General features: G+C 38.3%; 8 protein-coding genes and 1 pseudogene. 3 read left to right on the forward strand and 6 right to left on the reverse strand.

Annotated features, from left to right (window positions below):
* Positions 1–354: 354 nt before the first annotated feature.
* From F6K54_RS13770 to F6K54_RS13780, 3 genes and pseudogenes are all read right to left on the reverse strand, one after another.
* A complete protein-coding gene (locus F6K54_RS13770; RefSeq protein ID WP_293078347.1) occupies positions 355–5,808 on the reverse strand; it encodes an ATP-binding sensor histidine kinase in 5,454 nt (1,817 codons plus the stop codon).
* A gap of 234 nt (positions 5,809–6,042) precedes the next feature.
* Positions 6,043–6,286 (reverse strand): annotated as a pseudogene (locus tag F6K54_RS43785) (zinc ribbon domain-containing protein); the annotation flags it as partial.
* Between the two features lie 143 nt (positions 6,287–6,429).
* Positions 6,430–7,191, reverse strand: coding sequence for an HpsJ family protein (locus tag F6K54_RS13780; RefSeq protein ID WP_293078349.1), 762 nt, complete (start codon positions 7,189–7,191; stop codon positions 6,430–6,432).
* Between the two features lie 905 nt (positions 7,192–8,096).
* Here F6K54_RS13780 and F6K54_RS13785 point away from each other — a divergent pair.
* Entirely contained in the window at positions 8,097–8,744 is a 648-nt protein-coding gene (locus F6K54_RS13785; protein WP_293078351.1) for a hypothetical protein, read from the forward strand.
* Positions 8,745–10,200: 1,456 nt separating this feature from the next.
* Here the strand turns inward: F6K54_RS13785 and F6K54_RS13790 are convergent.
* Both F6K54_RS13790 and F6K54_RS13795 read right to left on the reverse strand, forming a co-directional pair.
* Positions 10,201–11,016 (reverse strand): NF038130 family PEP-CTERM protein, encoded by an 816-nt coding sequence (locus F6K54_RS13790; protein ID WP_293078353.1) that lies wholly within the window; start codon positions 11,014–11,016, stop codon positions 10,201–10,203.
* Between the two features lie 673 nt (positions 11,017–11,689).
* Positions 11,690–12,883 (reverse strand): LL-diaminopimelate aminotransferase, encoded by a 1,194-nt coding sequence (locus F6K54_RS13795; RefSeq protein ID WP_293078355.1) that lies wholly within the window; start codon positions 12,881–12,883, stop codon positions 11,690–11,692.
* Between the two features lie 1,564 nt (positions 12,884–14,447).
* Here F6K54_RS13795 and F6K54_RS13800 point away from each other — a divergent pair.
* Entirely contained in the window at positions 14,448–16,277 is a 1,830-nt protein-coding gene (locus F6K54_RS13800; protein WP_293078357.1) for a VWA domain-containing protein, read from the forward strand.
* A gap of 1,150 nt (positions 16,278–17,427) precedes the next feature.
* A complete protein-coding gene (gene pruA / locus F6K54_RS13805) occupies positions 17,428–20,406 on the forward strand; it encodes an L-glutamate gamma-semialdehyde dehydrogenase (protein WP_293078359.1) in 2,979 nt (992 codons plus the stop codon).
* A gap of 1,158 nt (positions 20,407–21,564) precedes the next feature.
* Here the strand turns inward: pruA and F6K54_RS13810 are convergent.
* Positions 21,565–22,419, reverse strand: coding sequence for a PstS family phosphate ABC transporter substrate-binding protein (locus tag F6K54_RS13810; RefSeq protein WP_293078361.1), 855 nt, complete (start codon positions 22,417–22,419; stop codon positions 21,565–21,567).
* Positions 22,420–22,600 lie beyond the last annotated feature (181 nt).

Genomic DNA, 22,600 nt, shown 5'->3' on the forward strand with positions numbered 1-22,600 from the left:
GGGGGAGTAGGGGAGTGGGGGAGTGGGGGAGTGGGGGAGTGGGGGAGTGAGGGAGTAGGGGAGTGGGGGAGTGGGGGAGATTAAATATTGAAGTAATTAGGGTTTGCTGATTAAATATCAAAGTCTTTATAGATAAAGGTTTTAGCATTTTTAGAACGTTAAAAAGTACCGGATTTGAGCCTGAGAAAGCTCAGAAAGTGAGTATTTTGGCGTATAGTTGGGCAGAGTTGGCAAGGGATAATTTTTCTTCCTACCTCCTCTATAACTCCTTCTAACTCTTGATTCTTAGCTACTCCCTACTCCCTACTCCCTACTCCCTGCCTTAGCAAAAAGACTTATTCAGCAAACCCTAAATTAAACTGGTATCTCTATCATAAACTTCGTGCCTTGCCCCATTTCCGAAAAACACTGCAATTGACCTCCATGTTGCTCCGTAACTATTTGGTAACTAATAGACAAACCCAGACCAGTTCCTTGACCAACTGGTTTAGTAGTGAAAAAGGGATCGAATATTTTTTGTAGCACATTTTCGCTCATTCCTGGCCCATTGTCGGCAATGGAAATTCTTGCTGTTTGTGCATCTAGCATTTCGCTGCTGATATTAATTTGAGGAGAATCCTGGGTTTTGAAGGTAATTAAAGCATCAATAGAGTTCGTGAGAATATTCAAAAATACTTGATTAAGTTGACTCGGATAACAGTTAACCCGAGGTAGTTGACCATATTTTTTCACAATCGCAATCTCTGGATGCTCCGTATTACCTCTGAGGCGATGTTGCAAAATCATTAAGGTATTCTCTAATCCATCATGGATATTTACCCGCTTTCTTTGGGATTCATCGATGCGGGAGAAATTGCGCAAACCGAGAACAATTTGGCTGATGCGATTGCTTCCTGTTTTCATAGAATTAAATATTTTTTCTAAGTCCTCACATAAAAATTCTAGGTCTATATCTTCTAATTTATCTTGTACAGGAATGGGAGCAATGGTGTTCTCCTGGTAAAGGTTGAGCAGCTCTACTAATTCCTGAACATATTCGCGAGCGTGAGTAATATTGCCGGAAATAAAGGTAATAGGATTATTGATTTCATGGGCGATTCCGGCTACCATTTGACCTAAAGAAGACATTTTTTCAGTTTGGATGAGTTGAGTTTGAGTCTGCTGCAATTTTTGTAGAGCTTGTTGCAGATGTTGGGTTCTCTGCTCAACTTTAGTTTCTAACTCCTGGTAAAGTTTAGCATTTTCAATAGAGATAGCTGCTTGGGCAGTGAGCAGATTGAGAACTTCTATACGCTCTGGAGTGAAAGCGTCTGTAGTGAGGTTGTTTTCCAGGTAGAGAATGCCGATTAATTTTCCTTGGTTAAGAATGGGAGTACAGAGGAAACTTTTGGGTTTTTTTTGAATAAAGTAGGGATCGCTGGTGAAGTTGTTGTTTTGCTCAAAGTTGTTAATAATTAAGGTCTGTTGCGTCCGTTTAATGGTATTAATAATTGTATAGGGTAGATCTGTCGTTGCTTCTGGAGAAATAGTGCTGATGTAACAATCTTCGCGATCGCCTTGAGTAACAATTTCCCAGTTATTGGAGTATTTTAACAACAAGATTCCTTTGTTTGCTCCAGCATTCTCAATGAGAATCTCCATTAATTTACAGACTAAGGAGTTCAATTCAATTTCTCCAGAAATAGCCTGAGAAGATTTAAGAGTAGAAGCGAAGTCAAAGACAGAGCTATTGCTGTTAAGCGTACCGAAAGATTGGGTAGAAGTCTCTAATTCCATATCATTGGCAAGAGACTGACTATATTTTTGGAGAATCGAACTCAGGAGTTGAGGATAAGTTTGTTCAAGTTGGTCAGTTTTAGCCTTGGCTCCCCAACGAGCATAACAGTAGTAAGCTGATTGCATATATCCCATGGCTGATTTTTCCTTACCCCAATTTAGGTAAAATTTGGCTGCCAATTCGTTGGCCAAAGCTTCTTCTTGAATGTATTCGTTATTCTTAGCTTCGGTAATAGCGCGATCGTATAGATCAATTGCTTCCAATTTTTGATCCAGATACCGACATCGTTCGGCTTCAACTAAAAGATATTTATGTAGAAAATTTTCACAACAGCTATCTGACCAATTTTTGAGCTGCTGCTGATTGGATTCTATTTGCTGCCAAGCATTAGTCTTTTCTGCCGCAGACATACCAGAATAGGAATTGAGTAAAATCAGAGAACCATAATAGTAGTAACCAGTAGAAGTTGTGTAACCTGCGACATAGCTAAAAATTTTTTCGGCTTTGGTTGCATAGTTTAAACCCACCTCAAAGTTTTCTGTTAAACAAGAAAGGTGCATTCTCAGAATGTAATAGATACAAACTGAGTGCCATATTTGCGATGTTTCTACACGAGTGATTAATTTTTCAGCTTCAATCACTGCATCATCACTTTGCTCTGCCTCTTGATCTAAGCAAAGTTTGGTAACAAAAATTTTGGCTCCGCCTAGTGCTACTTGCAGAAGCTCGTGCTGGATTTTATTTGCTACTAACTCATATTTTTCTAAATCTAAGGCAACTGCTGCTAAATTGTCTCCTTGGAAGAATCGATTTGCAATATTGGCTAATAAATTATAACCAGCATATTGAATTTCTCCAGACTCCAATCCTGCTAGAAAGCTCTCATAATTTATATATGCTGCACCTGTTATTGGTTTTGCCCAAGGCTGAATAAAAACTCCAAACATTAATCCAGCTTGACACCTCTGAGATTTACTATTGAGTTTGTAACTTAGTTGCATAGCTAAATCTCCCAATTCATAAGCCCTTTGATACTGCCCTTGGAATGCTAGAAGTAGTCCACAGTTAGCATAAGCCTTGATTGATTCAGGAATATTTCCATGTTTAATTGATAGGCAAGCTGCTCTTAGAGAGATAAAACTGTAAAGTTCAATACTGGAAGTTGCATACAGGGCTGCATCTAGAGAAATTAGCAATTTAATCGTTGCTTGAATAAATTGTTCAACTGTTGTCGGTAAATCTAATAGTGAGGAAATAGAGCGTGCTGTCAAACTCTGGTTAAGAGAAGCAAACTCTGACTCAACTAGCTTAGTTAAGTTGTTGGTATCAATCTCAATCCCCAGGTTTTTTAATCCTATCAAACCTGCCTGGATTGCTTCTTCATATTTACCTTGTACACTAAATTGAGCGACTTGAATACGATAAAAATCTGCCTGCTCTATAGGAGAAGTAACTTGTTGTAAAGCAATGGCAATAGTCTGTTCCAATTCCTTATAGTTGGAATTACTTAATTGAGCCTCTGCTAAGTGATGGTGAAAGTTTAAATTCAAGTTATATTGATTCACCCAGGCATCTTTTTCTAGTAAATTAATACCTGTTTCTAGATACTCAATTGCAGCTTGATAAGCTGTAGCAGATGTAGCTTTTTTACCAGCAGCTAAGTTGAGTTCTGCTAGCTTCTCTTGCTCCCTTTTGTCATTAATCAGAGATTTCCCAAAATTCAGATGGTTGACAATATCAAAAAGTCTCTCCTCTTGTTCTGTTTGGGAAAGTTTTGTTAGTAGAAGTTTACCAATATGGTAATGGGTAGCTGGTTTTTGATTGTCAGAAATTAATGAGTAGGCAGCTTGTTGCACCCTGTCATGCAAAAACCGATAATTAACTGAAATATTTTCAATATTTTGTTCTTGTTGTTCTCCCTGAAAAAACTTATAGGTTTGAGTTTCCGGAATCACAAAACCTTCTTGTAAAGCTCCCCATAAATCTGTTGCCACTTCCTCTTGAGATTTTTCACACACTACCGTCAACATTACTAAGTCAAAACGATTCCCTATACAAGCTGCTAACTTCAGCATATTTTGAGTGACATCTGGTAGTTTTCGTAAACGCCCTACCATAAATTCCACCACATCATCCGTCAGAGCTAACTGCCTGATATGAGTTAAATCGCATTCCCAATACCCATTTTCTCTATTGATTTTTATCAAGTTTTCTTCATACAAACCTTGCAAAAATTGAGTGGTAAAAAATGGATTTCCTCTAGTTTTTTGATACACTAATTCAGATAAAGGTGTAGCAATTTCTGTTGAACATAATAATGTATCAGCTACTAATTGTGTCACATCTTTTTTATCTAAAGGATTCAGAGTAATAGTATTAATATTTGCATCTTGTTTTTGCATTTCATCCAGAGTCAACATTAATGAATGAGCTGGAAAAACCTCATTATCTCGATAAGCTCCTAATACTAATAAATATCCTGTTTCTGATTCATTGATTAACACTTTAAGTAACTTCAATGAAGCTGAATCTCCCCACTGTAAATCATCTAAAAATATAACTAAGGGATGGTATTTAGTGGTTAGAATACTAACGAATTTACTAAATAGTAGATTGAAGCGATTTTGTACGGCACTACCAGACAGTTCCGGAGCTGGTGGTTGTTTACCAATAATAAATTCTAATTCGGGAATTACATCAATCAAAACCTGACCATTTTCTCCCACAACTTCCAGAATCTTGGTCTTCCAATTAGCTAAATTTGTATCAGATTCTCCTAATAATTGATTAATCAAATCTCGGAAAGCTGACACAAAAGCACTAAAGGGTATATTGCGATTAAATTGGTCAAACTTGCCTTTGATAAAATAACCCCTTTGTCGAACTATAGGTTTATGAACTTCATTAATCACAGCAGTTTTGCCAATCCCTGAAAATCCTGCCACTAAAAGAAGACGCGGAGATGGGGAGACGCGGAGACGCGGAGAGGGTGGGGAGGTGTGGGAAGTGTGGGAAGTATTACCTCTGACTTCTGACTTCTGACTTCTGACTTCAGTGGGTTGGGGGGGATTACTAACTCTATCAAAAGCATCTAATAAGGTTTGTACTTCGGTTTCCCGTCCATAGAGTTTTTCCGGAATCAGGAAGCGATCGCACAAGTCCCTTTCTCCCAACTCAAACGATGTAATTTTCCCTGTAGTTTCTAACTGTTGTAGACATTTCTCTAAATCATATTTCAATCCCAAAGCACTTTGATAACGGTCTTCCGCATTCTTACTCATCAACTTGATAACTATTTCCTGCAAGACTTCCGGAATTTCGATGTTGACTGGAAACTGAACTGTTTGGGTAATATGGCAATATACCAATTTCATCGGATCAGTAGTAGTAAAAGGTAATTCTCCCGTTAAGAGTTTAAAGAAGGTTACTCCCAGAGAATAGAAATCAGTACGATAGTCAATACCTCGGTTCATGCGTCCGGTTTGTTCGGGGGAAATGTAACCAAGAGTTCCTTCTAAAATATTGGGGTTGAGCAGTTGTTGTTGTTCAGTAGGTAGTAAACTGGAAATGCTGAAGTCAATGAGTTGGACTTGTTTAGTTTCCGGATGAATGAGAATATTAGTGGGTTTTATGTCTTTGTGGATGATGCGTTTCTGGATGAGATAGTGGAGAACTTCTGCTAGTTGGATGGCGATGTTGAGGAAATTGTTGAGGTTTTGTTCTGATTTTGGCCAATAATCAGACAGAGCGATCGCTCCTGAATCTGGCATAATGAGAGCATAGCCATTATTCAAGCGTTCCAAAGCTAGAGGTTTGACAATGGCCGGATGTTCCAGATGACGGGTAATAATATATTGGTTGCGGAATTGGACTAATTCAGAGAAATTGGGGTGAGGATTTTGTAAAACTTTGATAATTACTGATTTTTTGTCCCAGTTTCGTTGGCAACGATAGACTAAAGTGCGTGTTCCTTGGTATAAGTTTTCGCTGAGGTAGTAGTTGGGAAGGTTAAGGGTAATATTGTTGTTCATAGTTTTCCGATTTGGCTTGGGTAAATCTCCAGTTTTTGGTATAGCGCGTAGCGCTAGGGAATAGGGAATAGGGAATAGGGAACAATAGAATATCAACAGGGAACAGTCAGGAATACCTAAGAGCCAGAAAAAAACTTAAATTTCCTGTAGATATTCACCTTTGGGTTTACACGCTCCGATACCAGCGGACATGATATAACTTATCTTCTCCACAGGCTTAAATTCGCTCTTGATTCAAGCTACTGATACACATAGTTTTTCAGGTTGATAGCAGCATTTCCGTTTGTCATGCTCCGCAAACAAATCTCTATCAGTTTCAAAACCGCATTCACTATATTTGCTAACGCAAAGCTGCGCTAACATAAGTTCTCAAATGTAACGGCATTTTCTGTTGATGTCCACAGTTTGAACATATTTGAGAACTTGGATAATATCTATCCGCTATGACTAATTCACTGCCGTACCATTCACATTTGTATGTAATATCATGTCCGGTAGCATCGGAGCGTGTATAAAATAAAGGTGACACTCTTGAGAAAACCTTCTGCCTCCTGCCTCCTGCCTCCTGCCTCCTGCCTCCTGCCTTCCTTAATATTCAGTAATCCCACAGCATAAATTAGGTTAGCGAGACCTTCTAGGTTTACTCCCTCTCATACCACCCCAGCCAAATGTTAAATAACAACTTGCCAATAATAGACTACCAAGACCTGTTTTGATGGTAGACTTGAAGACTCCCAGTTGTGACCTTTGTTCCGCTTCTAGCCTTTTGGCTTCTATTTGTTTTGTTAGTTCATCCTTAATCGCTTTTGTTTGAGCTTCGAGAGCTGCCGGGTTATTTTTAAACTTCTCGAAAGTTTCTAACTGATCTTCTGTAAGCTCCACGTCCCCAACAAAGTCTTCTATTCGTTGGTTACTTTTTAGTAAATTTGTAATTTGAGCTTGTTGTTGTGAAAGACGTTCTTCTAACTGTTTCTGGGCATCAACAGCATCTTGATTGACCTTTTCAATAGCTTGGTTGCTACCTGCAAGAGCACTGGTAATATGTAGGGGAATTAATAGTAGAAAAATAATTCCTAAAAATAAGGATACTAGACAAACCCAGAATTTTAAATTATTCCAGCCAATTTGTGGTTGTGCTTTTGATACACCAACTATATCTTCAAAGCCATAAGCAGCAAACATTAGTGCTATTCCTAGGATTGGTAAAATGCCTTGATTTACTAGCTGGGTTGTAAAATTTAATCGCCATTCTATATCTCCTAAGTTGAGAGGAAACAATAGTAGAATGTAGTTGATTAGGGTGAAGATTATTAATATTAGCCCTGCCAGTTTGATAAATTGGGCCGCTTGAATGGATATTGGATTGGTGTTAGTTCCTTTCATGGTTAATTTTACTGACTTATAGTAGTTACTTGCTTTTTAATTTGTCCTAACTATCATCAAAGATAGAGACATTATTAATCTAGTATTTCATTTTTCTAACACTAATACCAAATCCAGCAATCATACATCACGTTTTTCGCCCTTCCTCTCTAATATCATGTCCGGATAATTAGTTATAAAAAAACTTTCTCCTTCTTCTCCTGTTGTTATTCTTTCTTCCCTCTTTCCTCCTGATTCTTGACTCCTGACTCCTCCGTAGTTATTTATAAATAATATCATGTCCGGTAGCATCGGAGCGTGTATAAAATTAAGGTGACACTCTTGAGAAAACCTTCTGCCTCCTGCCTCCTGCCTTCTGCCTTACCTCCTCCAAAGTGTAAATATTCAACCGGACATGATATAACTGTTTAACCGGACATGATATAACCCTTTTTTATTATTCCTTCTGCCTTCTGCCTTGCCTTGATCATAAAGGTTCTTTCGATCGCCGGATTTATTATAACTTCACGAAATAATCAGACATTCATCCTTTGACTAGGAAGTTATCAATAAAGTTTCAGTATACGGAATTCTACTTAGTAAATAGGCTTTCAATCTTTGCTGTATCTTCACATTTATTCTATTGACGATACCTGGAATTAGAGTTAATATATAAGTTAGAGTGTAAAAAGCTTAAGCTTAAGTGGTGTCAAGAAAATAAAACAGTTAAAAGCTGCTTACATCCTTTGTTGAATAACAATCTTGAGTATTGTTAAGCAAAATTCAATTTATTCTAACTAGGCAAGGCTAGTATATTTTTTTACTTATATACTCCATATCCTTAAGTAATAAAACTGATACTATAGATATTCCAAATTAATTGGAAAGCAAAAAAATAATTATTTTATTTTAGGAGAGAATTAATTATGAAAAGGTTAGTAACTGCGATCGCTGGATTATCTGTTTTAGCTGCGGGTATCCTCACACCTACTTCAGCAGAAGCTGTATTTTTTGGCTATGAGCATAATAAGAAGGATTTAAAGAGTATTGTCCTTGATGATCCTAATTCTGACGATCTCCAGCTTGGTGAGAACCAAAGAAATTTTCTTGAGGCAATGGCTATAATTATACCAAAAACGAATTCAGCTACACTCCTTAAAAAACCTAACAAACTCAATAAATTGTATAAAGGAAACGTAAAAAAATATGACCCTGATAAAAAACAAGGTAAGTTAGGCATCTACTCAAAAAATGGTTGTAGCGTTGATGCCGGTTGTGCTATCAAAGCTATTGGTCTGGTAAATGGACTCAAGTGTGCAGGTTCTGTTGGCGACTTAACCGATCCTCAAGATTGGGCTGGATGTATCCAAGAGGTTGATTATGACGCTTATGTGGCAGCAAGTAATTGTACTTTTGGAAATTGTCCTGCATTTGCAACTCTTCCCAACCAGAAAGTTGTCGCTTGCAACAATGGTGTAAATTCTGTTCTGGCAGGCAAGAGTTATTTAAATCTCCCTTCAACATTAGCATCACAGAAAAACGAGTTACAAATCACTTGGTTATCTCAAGGATAAAATCAACAAACATAAGTCATCTGGTAATAAAATACCATCACTCCTCTAAAAAAAAGGGGAGTTTCGACTTAGTTAACAATTTGCGCAATTTATCGACATAATACGCTAGTTCTCACAGGCAAGTAGTAACGAGGGTGACGCTTTGTATCTTCTGCACTAATCCCTGCTATTCGCATTTCTGGCAGTCTATCTATATAGACATAGACGTAGACCTATCCTGAAATCCCGCTTCCTACTAGGTAGGGCATAGTAAGGGTTTGAGGACTTTTTTAGTTATGTTAATTGACAAAGACTTAAATGTAAGTATAGAGTGTAGAGATGCGGTTGGCTTGACCGTTTCGGCTGTCGCCGACATGAAAATGCCTGTGGATGAGTAACCGCCGACGGCCTCAGTAGAAGCAGGAAGTAAACATCAATTTGTCGCATCGATGTGACGCTTTGTATCAGTTTTATGAAGCAGTTTTTTTGTATTGTTGCATAATTCATGTTTGTTCAATAATTAGGGCTTGCTGAAAAAGTCTTTTTGCTGGGGTAGGAGACAGGAAACAGGAGAAATGGCTTGGGAGCGAGGAAGTAGGAGTAAGAATTGTCCCAAGATTGTTCTGCCATAATCATCCCAAAATACTAGCATGCATGAGCTTTTTCTACCGAAAAGCTTACACTTTTTTCGACCAAAAAAGGCTCAAACCAATATCAGTCAATACGCGCGAGAATTAATCAGCAAGCCCTAATTAGGGCAGTTTACAGCAGATTTCGAGCAAATGATATCATGTCCGGTAGCATCGGAGCGTGTATAAAATTAAGGTGACAATGAAAGAAAACCTTCTGCCTCCTGCCTCCTGCCTCCTGCCTTCCTTCCACCAAAGTCTAATTATTCAACCGGACATGATATGATGTACGGGATAAATGATGAAAACATTATAGTGCGGGCATCTTGCCCGCGATAGGTTTACCTCATAGAGTCGCAAAGTGCTGTAGCAGTTGATGAGGTACAAAATTTTTAGATTTTAGACAACAGGCAACAGGGAGTCATATAATGTCCGGTTGAATAGTTACACTTTTGAGGAAGGCAGGAAGCAGAAGGAAAGAAAAGTTCAAAGGGAAAGGGAGAAGGTTTTTTTATTACTTAGAGCTTGCGCTCATAAATTTGTAATCAATACCTGTAAAGGCTTGCAGGGTTAAATATTGCTGAGGGGGCGCCTGGTTTTTGGCTGTTGTAGTCTCAAAATGCTAATATTTTTCCCCTTACTATCAGAAAATTTGGCCGTAGTAGATGCTCTAAACTGTTCCCTGTTCCCTATCATCACCATAAGACTTTTTCAGCAAACCCTACTTATCATATCGTCATTCTCTGATTAAGTTAATGCTCTGACAGAAACTCAAACAAAAAAATAAGGGAGTCTCATTGACTCCCAACTTTCATGCTCACAAAAACAGAGAAGCTATTCTGAATGCTTTACTTTTGAGACTTGCGCTTAGTAGCAGCAAGCAAACCACCGATAGCCATTAGACCTAATACAGTAGAAGGTTCAGGTATACTTTCACCTAGAATACCACTTCCTGAACCTGGTTTAATTTCAAAATCATAGAGACCTTCATGAGATCTTTCAGAATCATCGTCAAATACTGTAGCTAGTCTGTCTGGTCCACCAATCTTATAAAGAAAGTGCTCCTTACCATTAACCTCAGCTATAATCAGTTCACTTAAGTTTACGCCTGAGCTATGATTGTTATGGCCTGCAAGTGTGAAGAATAAATTACCCTCATCATCTTTGCTCACAGAAGCAACATTAGGATCGCTGAATTGCTGATAGCCCTTCTGTAGTGTGAAACCTGTCAAAGCCTGGAAATAATTAGTAACACCAAATGTTGCGTTTATATAGTTTTGAAACCCACTTGTGCTATCGTTCCAAGCTTCATTAAACCAATCAGCTCCATATTTTCCCCAGTCATCACGAGTGAAGCTACGGAATGTTACGTCTGAACCGTCATCAAACAAGACTTCCAAAGTTGTAGGGTTTAAAACACTTACAGCACCAGAATTGCCTAGCTGACCAGATAATTCGACATTACCATAACCATTAAGAGCCTCAAGTGCAGTACCAACACCAGGGTCTAAGTCACCTTGAACTTGATCGTATCCATATATTACATGATCTCCAGTTACTGTAGCGCCTGTAAGGCTTACTGCCATTGCTGGAGCGCCTAATACTGCACTCATACCAGCGACAATGGAAGCACCTGCTAAAAATTTCTTTACTAATACTGTCATAATTTTTGTTTCCTTTATTTTATGTGTGTGTTGTAATAGTTAGCTAGATTGAAAAATATATAGTGACTGGTAAAATTGAAATTTATCTATTATGTTTATTCAAGCATAAGTAACAAGATTTTATGTGTGTTTCAAATCACTTAAACTGATGATTCTTGTTCACTTTATTTGTATAACAATGCACCTTTAGTTATCTTTGATCTTGTTTGCCAGTTATCTAAGTTTTTTCCTTTCTATTCTCCTCTATTATAAGCAGTTTTATCGCCGAATGTCTATATTTCTAGACTGTTTTTATATGAAGTTTTAGTAAAAATTAGTATTCAAAAAAGCTACTAAAAAACACTTATGTATTTCTACGTAAATCACGATTAATACAAAAATGACACTCCATATAATCAATTAATTACTTCTATTAAATAATCATTTTTCCCTATTTAAAAAAACTCAAAAATCAAAGCTAGTGTTTCTCCAGAATATTATCAGGAAAAACTCACTATGACGTAAGCATTCAGCCGTCAGCAATCAGCTATTGCTTTTAGTTTTAGATAAAAGCTTTACTAAAAAGTCTATATTCATTAAAACTCTCTCATGACAGCTAATAGCTGAATGCTTACCTATGACTAACCTTAAAATTAATTTAACGCAACTATTGCATTAACAGCAGCACAAAACATTATTTCTGTAAAAATACTGAGATCTTCTCCACAGCCCTTGACAAAATCTCAGAGTTATGAACCAAAGCAAACCTCACATATCCCTCTCCAGCCTTACCAAAACCAGCTCCTGGGGCTACTGCTACCCCAGTATTTTTTACTAAGTCCACACAGAACCCCACAGAATTCTTAGTCCATGGTTCCGGTAGTTTAGCCCAAACATACATAGTGGCCGATGGAGTGGGCACAGGCCAACCAATTTGATGCAATGCGCCAACAAATACATCCCGACGTTGGCGAAAAATGTCCACAGTTTCTCTAACTACCTCTTGAGGGCCAGTTAAAGCCGCGATCGCTCCATTGAGAATACCCTGATACTGGTTAAAATCAATACAAGCCTTTACTTGTCGCAAAGCTTGAATTAATTCAGCATTACCAATGGCATAACCTACTCGGAAACCGCCCATACTATAAGATTTTGACATAGTAAAAAATTCTATGGAAACACTTTTTTCTGGGTCTGCTTGAAAAATAGAAGGAGCGATAGATTGTTTTTCGGGTGCTTGAGAAAAGGTATCAAAAACAAAGTCTAAATATGGAGCATCGTGAACTAAGACTAAATTATGTTTTTGGCAAAAAGTAACAGCTTCTTGGAGAAAAGATAAAGGAGCGATCGCTGTTGTTGGATTATGAGGATAACTCAAAATCATCATTTTTGCCTGAGATAAAACAGCTTGAGGTATATCTGCTAAAACAGGCAAAAATCCATTTTCTGCTAATAAAGGCATTGGGTAAACTTGACCCCCTGCTAAAAACACCCCACCACTATGAGAAGGATAACAAGGGTTTTGCAGTAAAGCAAAATCACCAGGATTAAGTATAGCCAGGGGTAAATGAGCCGTACCTTCCTGGGAACCAATTAGTGGTAAAACTTCAGTTTCTGAGTCAACTGGAATGTCAAATTTATCGGTATACCACTGAGCTGCTGCCTGCCGAAAAGCTTGAGTGCTAGAAAATAATGAATAACCATGAGTAGTAGAGTCTGACAAAGATTGAGCGATCGCTTCTAGGGCGTGGGAAGGCGCTGGTAAGTCAGAAGACCCCAGAGACAAATCTATCAAATCTTGCCCTGCTGCTTTTGCCAATGCTTTTGCCCTGTCCATATCGGCAAATACGTTAAAGCTTAGGGGAGCTAGACGTTGTGATAATTGCATTTTGATTCCACCTCTGAATTGCACTTGTGTATTTCTTATCTACTTTACTTTTGCCAAATATTTGTCAATTTGTCCCAAGTAACTATATGGGATATTCTTGAGGGCTACTAAAAGCCAACATCATAATCGCTCGATTTGATCCTTGGTAGTTTACCGAAAAATTGGGTTTAAAGCCTCCCCCTTTTAGCCCCATCTATATTCCCATCAAGATTTTTATATTTGAATTAAGCGATCGCTCTAAGTTTATCCACCAATTTCTGAACTACATTTATATTACATTGTAATATTGCGACATACGCATTAGTAGAACAAAGAATCTAAATTAAGCGATCGCTCTAAGTTTATCCACCAATTTCTGAACTACATTTATATTACATTGTAATATTGCGACATACGCATTAGTAGAACAAAGAATCTAAATTAAGCGATCGCTCTAGGTTTATCCACCAATTTCTGAACTACATTTATATTACATTGTAATATTGCGACATACGCATTAGTAGAACAAAGAATCTAAATTAAGCGATCGCTCTAGGTTTATCCACCAATTTCCGAACTACATTTATATTACATTGTAATATTGCAACATACGCATTAGTAGAAGAAGGAATCTAAATTAAGCGATCGCTCTAAGTTTATCCACCAATTTCCGAACTACATTTATATTACATTGTATTATTGCGACATACGCATTAGTAGAAGAAGGAATCTAAATTAAGCGATCGCTCTAGGTTTATCCACCAATTTCCGAACTACATTTATATTACATTGTAATATTGCAACATACGCATTAGTAGAAGAAGGAATCTAAATTAAGCGATCGCTCTATGTTTCTCTACCAATTTCCGAGCTACATTTATATTACATTGTATTATTGCGATATACGCATTAGTAGAAGAAGGAATCTGAATTAAGCGATCGCTCTATGTTTCTCTACCAATTTCCGAGCTACATTTATATTACATTGTATTATTGCGATATACGCATTAGTAGAAGAAGGAATCTAAATTAAGCGATCGCTCCATTATCTCAAGCAATCTCCGAGCTACATTTATATTACATTGTATTATTGCGACATACGCATTAGTAGAAAAAAGGTATGTTAACTATGAGGAGAACCCAATTTGGTATATTTACATTTACTCGCATCAAAATTTGAAACTCATAGAGTTGTACATGGGATAGAGGGAATAATTCATCAAGACTTCCATGAACTCCATCCTCTATCTCCCCTCTATACCTATTTGCGTAGTGCTATACTGATTTATATCATGTTCGGTTAAATACTTATAATATCTGTGGATCGAAGGCAGGAGGCAGGAGGCAGCTATGCTGAAGGGAAAGAGCAAGGTTAGATCGCAGTTGGTTTTTTATAACTGATTATCCGAACATGATATTAGTACAAGATGTGATACCAATTCACTTTAAAGATGTCATTTCAGTTATCAGTTAGCCTCCTCCGGAGGAGCTACGCTATCAGTACCTCTGCCTGTTTGCGCAGCATGATCTAGGAAAGTAAAGTGAATTGAAATGACGATCGACAGTTTCAAAGAGGTAAAAATTAATGAAAGCAAATTATTCTCTTTCCCACTCTCTAATTGCTATTGATACTGAAGCAACACTCGACTTAATTCTTAATTTCAACGCTGAGGAGCAAGTCCAAACATCTAACCGTCGTTCATTAAACTTGAGTTTAGTTATCGATCGCTCTGGTTCAATGGGCGGCAAACCTCTACGTTATGCAATTAAGGCTGCTCAAAAGTTAGTTGAGTCCCTCAACCCTGATGATATTGTCTCTGTTGTTATCTATGATGATACTCCAGAAACGATATTACCCCCACAGACAGCAGCAGACAAAGCAAAAATTTCTACTCAAATAAATCGAATTAGAGCTGGAGGTTGTACGAACCTGAGTGGTGGTTGGTTGATGGGTTGCGAATGCGTTAAATCTCAACAAACTGAGGAACGACTGAATCGCGTCCTTCTGCTTACCGATGGCCAAGCTAACATGGGAATTACTAACCCTCAAGCTTTGACAAAAACTGCTAAACAACAAGCTGAACAGGGAATTATCACGACAACTTTAGGTTTTGGCACTAACTTTAATGAAGACTTGCTGATCGATATAGCAGATGCTGCTGGCGGAAATTTTTATTTTATTCAATCTCCAGATGATGCAGTTGATGTTTATCGCATCGAGTTAGAAAGTTTGACTTCTGTTGTGGCAGAAAATCTCACAGTAACTATACGTCCAGAAGCATCAGTGCAGATTTCTGAAGTGTTGAATAAGTATCAGTCAACTACTCAGGGAAAAGCATCGGAAATTTTATTAGGAGATGTCTATCAAATTGAAGCGAAACAGTTAGCTCTACAACTATTAATTCCTCCGCAAAAAAATCCCGGTCTTTTAACTATTGCGACTATAGAATATCAGTATCAAACGAACATTGATGACAATATTCAACAGATATCGGGACAAGTTCCCATTACAATAACAGTGGGTTCTGCTGAAGAAGCAAGTCGCACTGAAGCAGATATGTCGATACTCGAACAGACAAGTCAACTGAGAATAGCTCGCCTGAAAAATGAAGCGATCGCTATGGCAGATCGAGGACAGTACAAAGAAGCTGCGGAAGTATTACGTTCTCAGGTGGACGAACTCAAGAGTAAATTATTAAATGAAATATTTGAAGTAGCTGAGGAAATTGCCCAATTAGAATATTATGCTCAACGCATTGAAAACCGCAAACTAGATAGTGCCAGTCGCAAAGAAATGCGGGACCAATCATATCAAAGTCTGAACCGGAGTCGCGATGATTTGAAATTACGGGGTTCTACTGCTGGAAATGCAGATAGTTTGGAAGCGGTTTCTACTACTGAGAGTGGTGTTTTAGTCAAGTGTTTTCGAGAAGGTGGAAAGCTACGAGTGCGTGTAATTTCAGAAGGGTATAATTCGGAATTTAATGTTCAGTTTCCTCGTGGAATTCGTCAAGAAGGAGTTACCTATGTTGTAGATGAGATTAAACTTTCAGCTAATGGTAGTTTTTACCGTGTTAGTGGGAAGATTCGTCGCTTAGTTGAACCCGGTAAAGAAAAAGCAGCTACTACTGAAAAGGCTAAATCTCAAAAGTTGGCAGCAGCTAAAGCAACTGGAGGATGGGAAGATTTGGAAACTGTTGATACTGTAGTTGATGGAGTTTTAATTCAGTGTATTAAGGAAAAAAGTAAGCTCAGAGCAAGAGTAGTTTCGGATGGATATAATCCCGATTTTAATATTCGTTTTCCCCGTAATATTCGGGCTGAAGGAATATTATATGTGGTTGATGAAGTACGACAATCTGCTGATGGTAAATCTTACATCAGTTATGGAAAAATTCGTCGGTTATTGCAATAGACATTTGCGAAAAAGAATAGAATTTTTGTAGAAGTAGGCAACAGGCAACAGGCAACAGGCAACAGGCAAGAAAATTTATGAAAAAGACACAAAAATCATCTATATGTGTGTAAGCATTCAGCTCTTAGCACTCAGCTATCAGCAAATAATGAATAATTCCTTCTAAGGTTAAAAGACCTTACTTTGGCAGTAACTTTTAATTCTTTCTCAATTTCTAAATTGCTTTTATGCAGACCCAAAATTAATAGCTTAATAGCTGATAGCTAATAGCTGACGGCTGAATGCTTACATATGTGTAATTTCTACCAGATGTCTAATAGACATCTCCAATAATAAAAAATAAAATCAATTATTACGTAAGCATTCAGCTAGCTCGCTGTCAGCTATCAGCAACAAGACTCTCTCATATAGGACAGTGTTTAAATTAACAACTGACTTTCAGGGCAAGGAAGCAAAATTTTGTAGTAAGACAATTAATAAAGCTTTTATCCTAAACTAAAAGCAATAGCTGAGAGCTGATGGCTGACCGCTAAATGCTTACATTATTACACAGAAATTATCAATTATTTCCCTCTACTACCTATTGCCTACTCCCTCTTTTCTGGAGATGTCTAATAATAATGATAGTGTTTTTTAAACTTTTTCTACAAAATATTACAAAATATATTGTCAGATTAAAAGAATAGAATTTTTGCAGAAGTAGGCAACAGGAAACAGGGAATAGGGAACAGGCTAGAAAATTTCTGAAAAAGACACAAAAAATAATCAATATTTGTAATTTCCACCAGATATCTAATAATAATTAGAGTGCTTTATTTAAAATTTTCCTACAAAATATTACAAAATATATTGTCAGATTAAATGATAATATTTAGATAACTATAACGTAACGGAAACAAGCTTGGACAAACACTAACTTCAAAAAAAATTAGTGCTTGAGAGGTTGTCTGAGAAGTCCCATTTGCTACATCCAAGCCCCCTAAATCCCGCAATTTTGGGGGACTAGAGCAAGCAAATTGACTCTTGTTCCCCCCAAAGTTGGGGGGCTAGGGGGGCAAAATTCAGTATCAAAAAACTTTTCAGATATCCTCTGAAACCTAAACTAATCCGATACATAATCCCAATTGATTTACCACACTTTGTCAAAAAAATGGTCGCACAAATACCTAATAGTAACTATGAAACTCGAACCCAAGAAATAGCAAAACAACTCTTGGCAGCAACTCAAGAAAAAAACCGTTCCTGGTTAGGCCAACTGCAAAATCAAATGCGGTGGGATGATAAACTCCTAGACTGGGCAATGGCAAACCCTGGTTTGCGAGTACAACTATTTCGCTTTATTGACTGTTTGCCAGCATTACACAGTAAACCAGAAATAGCTGCTCACCTCCAAGAATACCTGACTACCGAAGAAGTTGAATTGCCAGAAGCTCTCAAAAAACTGCTCAACTTCGCCAACCCAGACTCAGTTCCAGGCCAACTGGCAGCCACCACCGTTGCACCCGCAGTTGAAACCCTCGCCCATAAATACATTGCTGGGGAAAACATCAAACAAATAATCAAAACTCTAGAAAAACTACGGAAAGAAAAAATGTGCTTCACCGTAGACTTACTAGGAGAGGCAGTAATTACTGAAACTGAAGCACAATCGTATTTAGACCGTTATCTAGAACTGATAACCCAACTCACCCAAGCTGCTAAAAGTTGGTCGTCAGTACCTCAGATAGACGAAGCAGAAGGCGAACAGTTACCACGAGTGCAAGTCTCTGTAAAGCTCACAGCATTCTATTCCCAGTTTGACCCCCTAGATGCTAGGGGCAGTCAGGAACGAGTGAGTGGACGCATCCGTACTCTACTCCGACGTGCCAAAGAACTAGGTGTGGCAGTTCACTTTGATATGGAACAATATAGCTACAAAGACCTAACTATAGCTATCCTCAAAGAGCTGTTGATGGAGGAAGAGTTCTGCAAACGCACTGACATCGGCGTTACTATTCAAGCATATCTGCGGGATAGCGGAAAAGACTTGCAAGGAATTATTGACTGGGCAAAACTCCGGGGTTATCCCGTTACTGTTCGACTGGTGAAAGGTGCATATTGGGACCAAGAAAGCATCACAGCTCTACAACACGACTGGCCACAACCAGTTTTCAACGATAAACCAGAAACCGATGCCAATTTTGAAAAGCTGACTCAGATGATGTTGGAAAATCATCAATATATCTATTCAGCTATCGGTAGTCATAACGTTCGTTCTCAGGCAAGAGCGATCGCCATTGCCAAAGAATTAAAAGTACCCCAACGTTGCTTCGAGATGCAAGTTCTCTACGGTATGGGCGACCAAATCGCCAAAGCATTAGTGGACAAAGGTTATCGCATCCGAGTTTACTGTCCCTACGGCGATCTACTACCAGGAATGGCATATTTAATTCGTCGCCTCCTGGAAAATACAGCGAACAGTTCATTCCTCAGACAAAGTTCAGAAAATGTTCCTGTTGAAGAATTGTTAGCGCCTCCCACTACTAATGGCAAAACAACAATTCACGATATTGTTAAACCTGTTTTTCCCAATGCTGCTGATAGCGACTATGCTGATGCTGCTCAACGACAAGAAGCTTATAATGGTATTGCTCAAGTACGACTACAGTTAGGCAAAACATATCTCCCGTTGATCGACGGCGAATATATACAGACTGAGCAAATAGTAGATTCTGTTAACCCATCAAACCCGAAAGAGGTAGTCGGGAAAATTGGTTTAATGTCTGTAGAACAAGCAGAACAAGCAATTCAAGCAGCTAAAGCAGCATTTCCTAGTTGGCGGAAAACACCAGTTACAGAGCGAGCGGGGATATTGCGAAAAGCAGCGGACTTAATGGAAAAACGCCGTCATGAACTTTCAGGGTGGATGGTATTAGAAGTTGGGAAACCCCTTAACCAATGTAATGCCGAAGTTTCTGAAGCAATTGATTTTTGTCGCTACTATGCTGATGAAATGGAAAGGTTAGACAAAGGTTATAAATATGATGTAGCTGGAGAAACAGACCGTTATTATTATCAACCTCGTGGTATTTCTTTGGTGATTTCGCCTTGGAATTTTCCTTTAGCTATTCCTACAGGAATGACTGTTTCATCTTTGGTAACTGGAAACTGTACTTTGTTGAAACCAGCAGAAGTTTCATCAGTTATTGCTTCCAAGATTGCTGAAATATTAGTAGAAGCTGGTTTTCCCAAGGGAGTATTTCAATTTGTGCCAGGAAAAGGTTCGACGGTGGGTGATTTTATGGTGAAACATCCAGATGTTAATAGTATTACTTTTACTGGTTCTCAGGAAGTCGGTTGTCAAATTTATGCTGAGGCTGCAATTTTACGCCCTGGGCAAAAACATTTGAAGCGGGTTATTGCTGAGATGGGTGGTAAGAATGCGATTATTGTTGATGAGAGTGCAGATTTAGATCAAGCAGTTGCTGGTGTGGTGTATTCTGCTTTTGGTTATAGCGGACAAAAATGTTCTGCTTGTTCCCGGGTTGTGGTTTTGGCACCAATTTATGACGCTTTTGTGAATCGTTTGGTGGAGGCTACGCGATCGCTCAATATTGGAGATGCGGAGAAACCAAGTACACAAGTGGGCCCGGTAATTGATGCTAAGGCACAAAAACGAATTAAGGAATATATTGAGCAAGGTAAGCAGGAGGCTACAGTTGTCCTGGAGATGGCAGCGCCAGATGATGGTTATTTTGTTGGCCCGGTGGTATTTAAGGATGTGTCACCCACGGCAACTATTGCTCAAGAGGAAATATTTGGTCCGGTGTTGGCGGTGATGAAAGCGCAAAGTTTTTCAGAAGCATTGGAAATTGCTAATGGTACAAATTTTGCTTTGACTGGTGGGTTGTATTCTCGTACTCCTTCTCATATTGAACAGGCAAAAGCAGAATTTGAAGTGGGGAATTTGTATATTAATCGTGGAATTACAGGAGCGATCGTTTCCCGGCAGCCATTTGGTGGGTTTAAGTTGTCTGGTGTGGGTTCAAAAGCAGGAGGACCTGATTATCTATTGCAATTTTTGGAACCGCGCACGATAACTGAGAATGTGCAACGGCAAGGTTTTGCTCCTATTGAGGGCGTGCAGTAAGGGAGTAGGGGAGTAGGGGAGTAGGGGAGTAGGGGAGTAGGGGAGTAGGGGAGATGATATCAAATCCGAGGGAATTGGGCATAAAAAAAATTCTCCAATCCTCATAACTAATAAACCTTTGTGATTCTTTTTCCTCCTGACTCCTGAGTTCCCCTCCTGGCTCCCCTCCTGGGAGCAGGGCTGTTTCAAAGTATTGTAGATTAACGATTTAAGGAGAACAGGAGATGAGGGAATCGTGGAACAGTAAAACTTACCAAAATTTGCCAATTTTGAGCGCCAATAAGCGTCCCTTTTGCTCTGACTAAAATGGTGAAAAGTCAACTTAATATCATAAATTAAAAGCCTCCATCCCCGTGTCTCCGTGTCTCCGTGTCTCCGTGCCTATCGAGAATGAAACAGTCCTCCCCTCCTGGGAGGGGCGGGGGTGGGTTGACTCCTCCTGAGTTAACCAATCTATAACTGTTTTTAAGGGAAAAAAAAAGAAATAATATCATGTCCGGTTGAATAGTTACATTTTGGAGGAGGTAAGGCAGAAGGCAGGAGGCAGGAGGCAGAAGGAAAGAAAAGGTTAGAAGGGAAAAGGTTTTTTTATCACGCTATTATCCGGACATGGTATAATATCAAATCCGGTAGCATCGGTGTAATAAGATAGTGAATCAGAATTTCCTACGGAATGCTCCGCAAACAGCAATTCTGCAATCCAGAATTCAGAATTTAGAAGGGAAGAGAAGTCAGAATTCTTTCCGCTCTGGGTGAAGATGGAATATTTTTTTATACCGAATTAAACGGATTTGATATAATATCTCCTTATATTCAATTCCGTAACGGTTTTAACCAGAGGTAATTATCAATTATCCATTATCAATTAATGAACTCCCTACTACAGGATGGCAGAAATAACTAATATCATGTTCGGTTGAATACTTACACTTTGGAGGAAGGAAGACAGAAGGCAACCCACCCCTAACCCCTCCCAGGAGGGGGAGGCAGAAGGGAAGAAAGGCTTAAAAGGGATAAAGTTTTTTTATAACTGATTATCCGAACATGATATAACCAGTTACAAAACCCTAAAAGCCTTACCAATCAATACTTTTGACTTTTGACTTTTGACTTTTGAATTCCGCTGAATTTTGACTTCCGTGTAGCGGCACTACTGCCTCACTCCCCTACTCCTTCTTTTCCAGAGAGGTCTAATACTATATAGCCTTCTAATTCTAGTTTTTGCTTGGCTTCTTGAGTGAAAATAAAATCAACAAATTTTTGAGTAACAGAAGTAGGTTGAGAAGAAATAACTATCCCTATAGTTTGAGTCATTTTATATTTACCATTTTGTATATTAGCTTTGTTAGGGATGACATTATCAATATTGAGGCTCTGAATAGTAAATTCTTCTAGCTCTTGAGAATTAGCAACAAGACCAATACTATAGGGTGTAGTTGCTATAGATTTGATAACTTGATCGTCTTCTTGAAAAATGATTGCTTTTGGTGTGATTTGAAGATTTTCTCCTAAATGATGTTTTCGCAAAATTTGCTTTTCTGTTTCATCTTCTGGTATGTCTAATAATATTATTTCGGCATCAGGACCTCCTAATTCCTTCCAGTTATTAATAGTACCACTGTATATATCTTGAATTTGTTTGGTGCTGAGATTTTTAACTCCAGTTACCTTTTCATTAATAATCAAAAATTGGAGATTTCTTACTATAGGTATATATTTTATTTTGTCTGATGTTTCTGCTGCTGTCAGTTGTTTGCTGATAACTCCTATATCAATTAATCCATCTTTAACACCTCTAATACCACCACTACTTTGACTGCTTGGCATAAAAATAATTTCGATGGAGTCATCATTTTTAGCTTTTTCTAATATTTCTAAGATGGGATAACCTTCTGAGGAACCACCTACTTTGATTTTTTCCACAGGAGGATTTGGGGGGTCGTTTACAGTCTTACAACTGGTAATATTTGCAACAGTTAATAAAGCAATAAATACTATTAGTAATCTTTTCATTTCACAAAAAAAATCTCTTAAATAGATCGAAGTAATAAATCTTAATAATTATATCATATCTATCTATACTGATCAAATCTGATTCACATAAAGCGCCTTTCATATTGATAAACAACATCTTCACAATTAAAACCCTGTAGGGACGTTCCATGGAAGGTCCCTACTGTGGTCTACCGAAATA

This window comes from Okeania sp. SIO3B5 (genome assembly GCF_010692555.1).
Classification (GTDB): domain Bacteria; phylum Cyanobacteriota; class Cyanobacteriia; order Cyanobacteriales; family Microcoleaceae; genus Okeania.

Coding starts and splice junctions, on each gene's coding strand:
- F6K54_RS13785 (WP_293078351.1), top strand. CDS start 8,097: ATGAAAAGGTTAGTAACTGCGATCGCTGGATTATCTGTTTTAGCTGCG.
- pruA (WP_293078359.1), top strand. CDS start 17,428: ATGGTCGCACAAATACCTAATAGTAACTATGAAACTCGAACCCAAGAA.
- F6K54_RS13770 (WP_293078347.1), bottom strand. CDS start 5,808: ATGAACAACAATATTACCCTTAACCTTCCCAACTACTACCTCAGCGAA.
- F6K54_RS13790 (WP_293078353.1), bottom strand. CDS start 11,016: ATGACAGTATTAGTAAAGAAATTTTTAGCAGGTGCTTCCATTGTCGCT.
- F6K54_RS13800 (WP_293078357.1), top strand. CDS start 14,448: ATGAAAGCAAATTATTCTCTTTCCCACTCTCTAATTGCTATTGATACT.
- F6K54_RS13780 (WP_293078349.1), bottom strand. CDS start 7,191: ATGAAAGGAACTAACACCAATCCAATATCCATTCAAGCGGCCCAATTT.
- F6K54_RS13795 (WP_293078355.1), bottom strand. CDS start 12,883: ATGCAATTATCACAACGTCTAGCTCCCCTAAGCTTTAACGTATTTGCC.
- F6K54_RS13810 (WP_293078361.1), bottom strand. CDS start 22,419: ATGAAAAGATTACTAATAGTATTTATTGCTTTATTAACTGTTGCAAAT.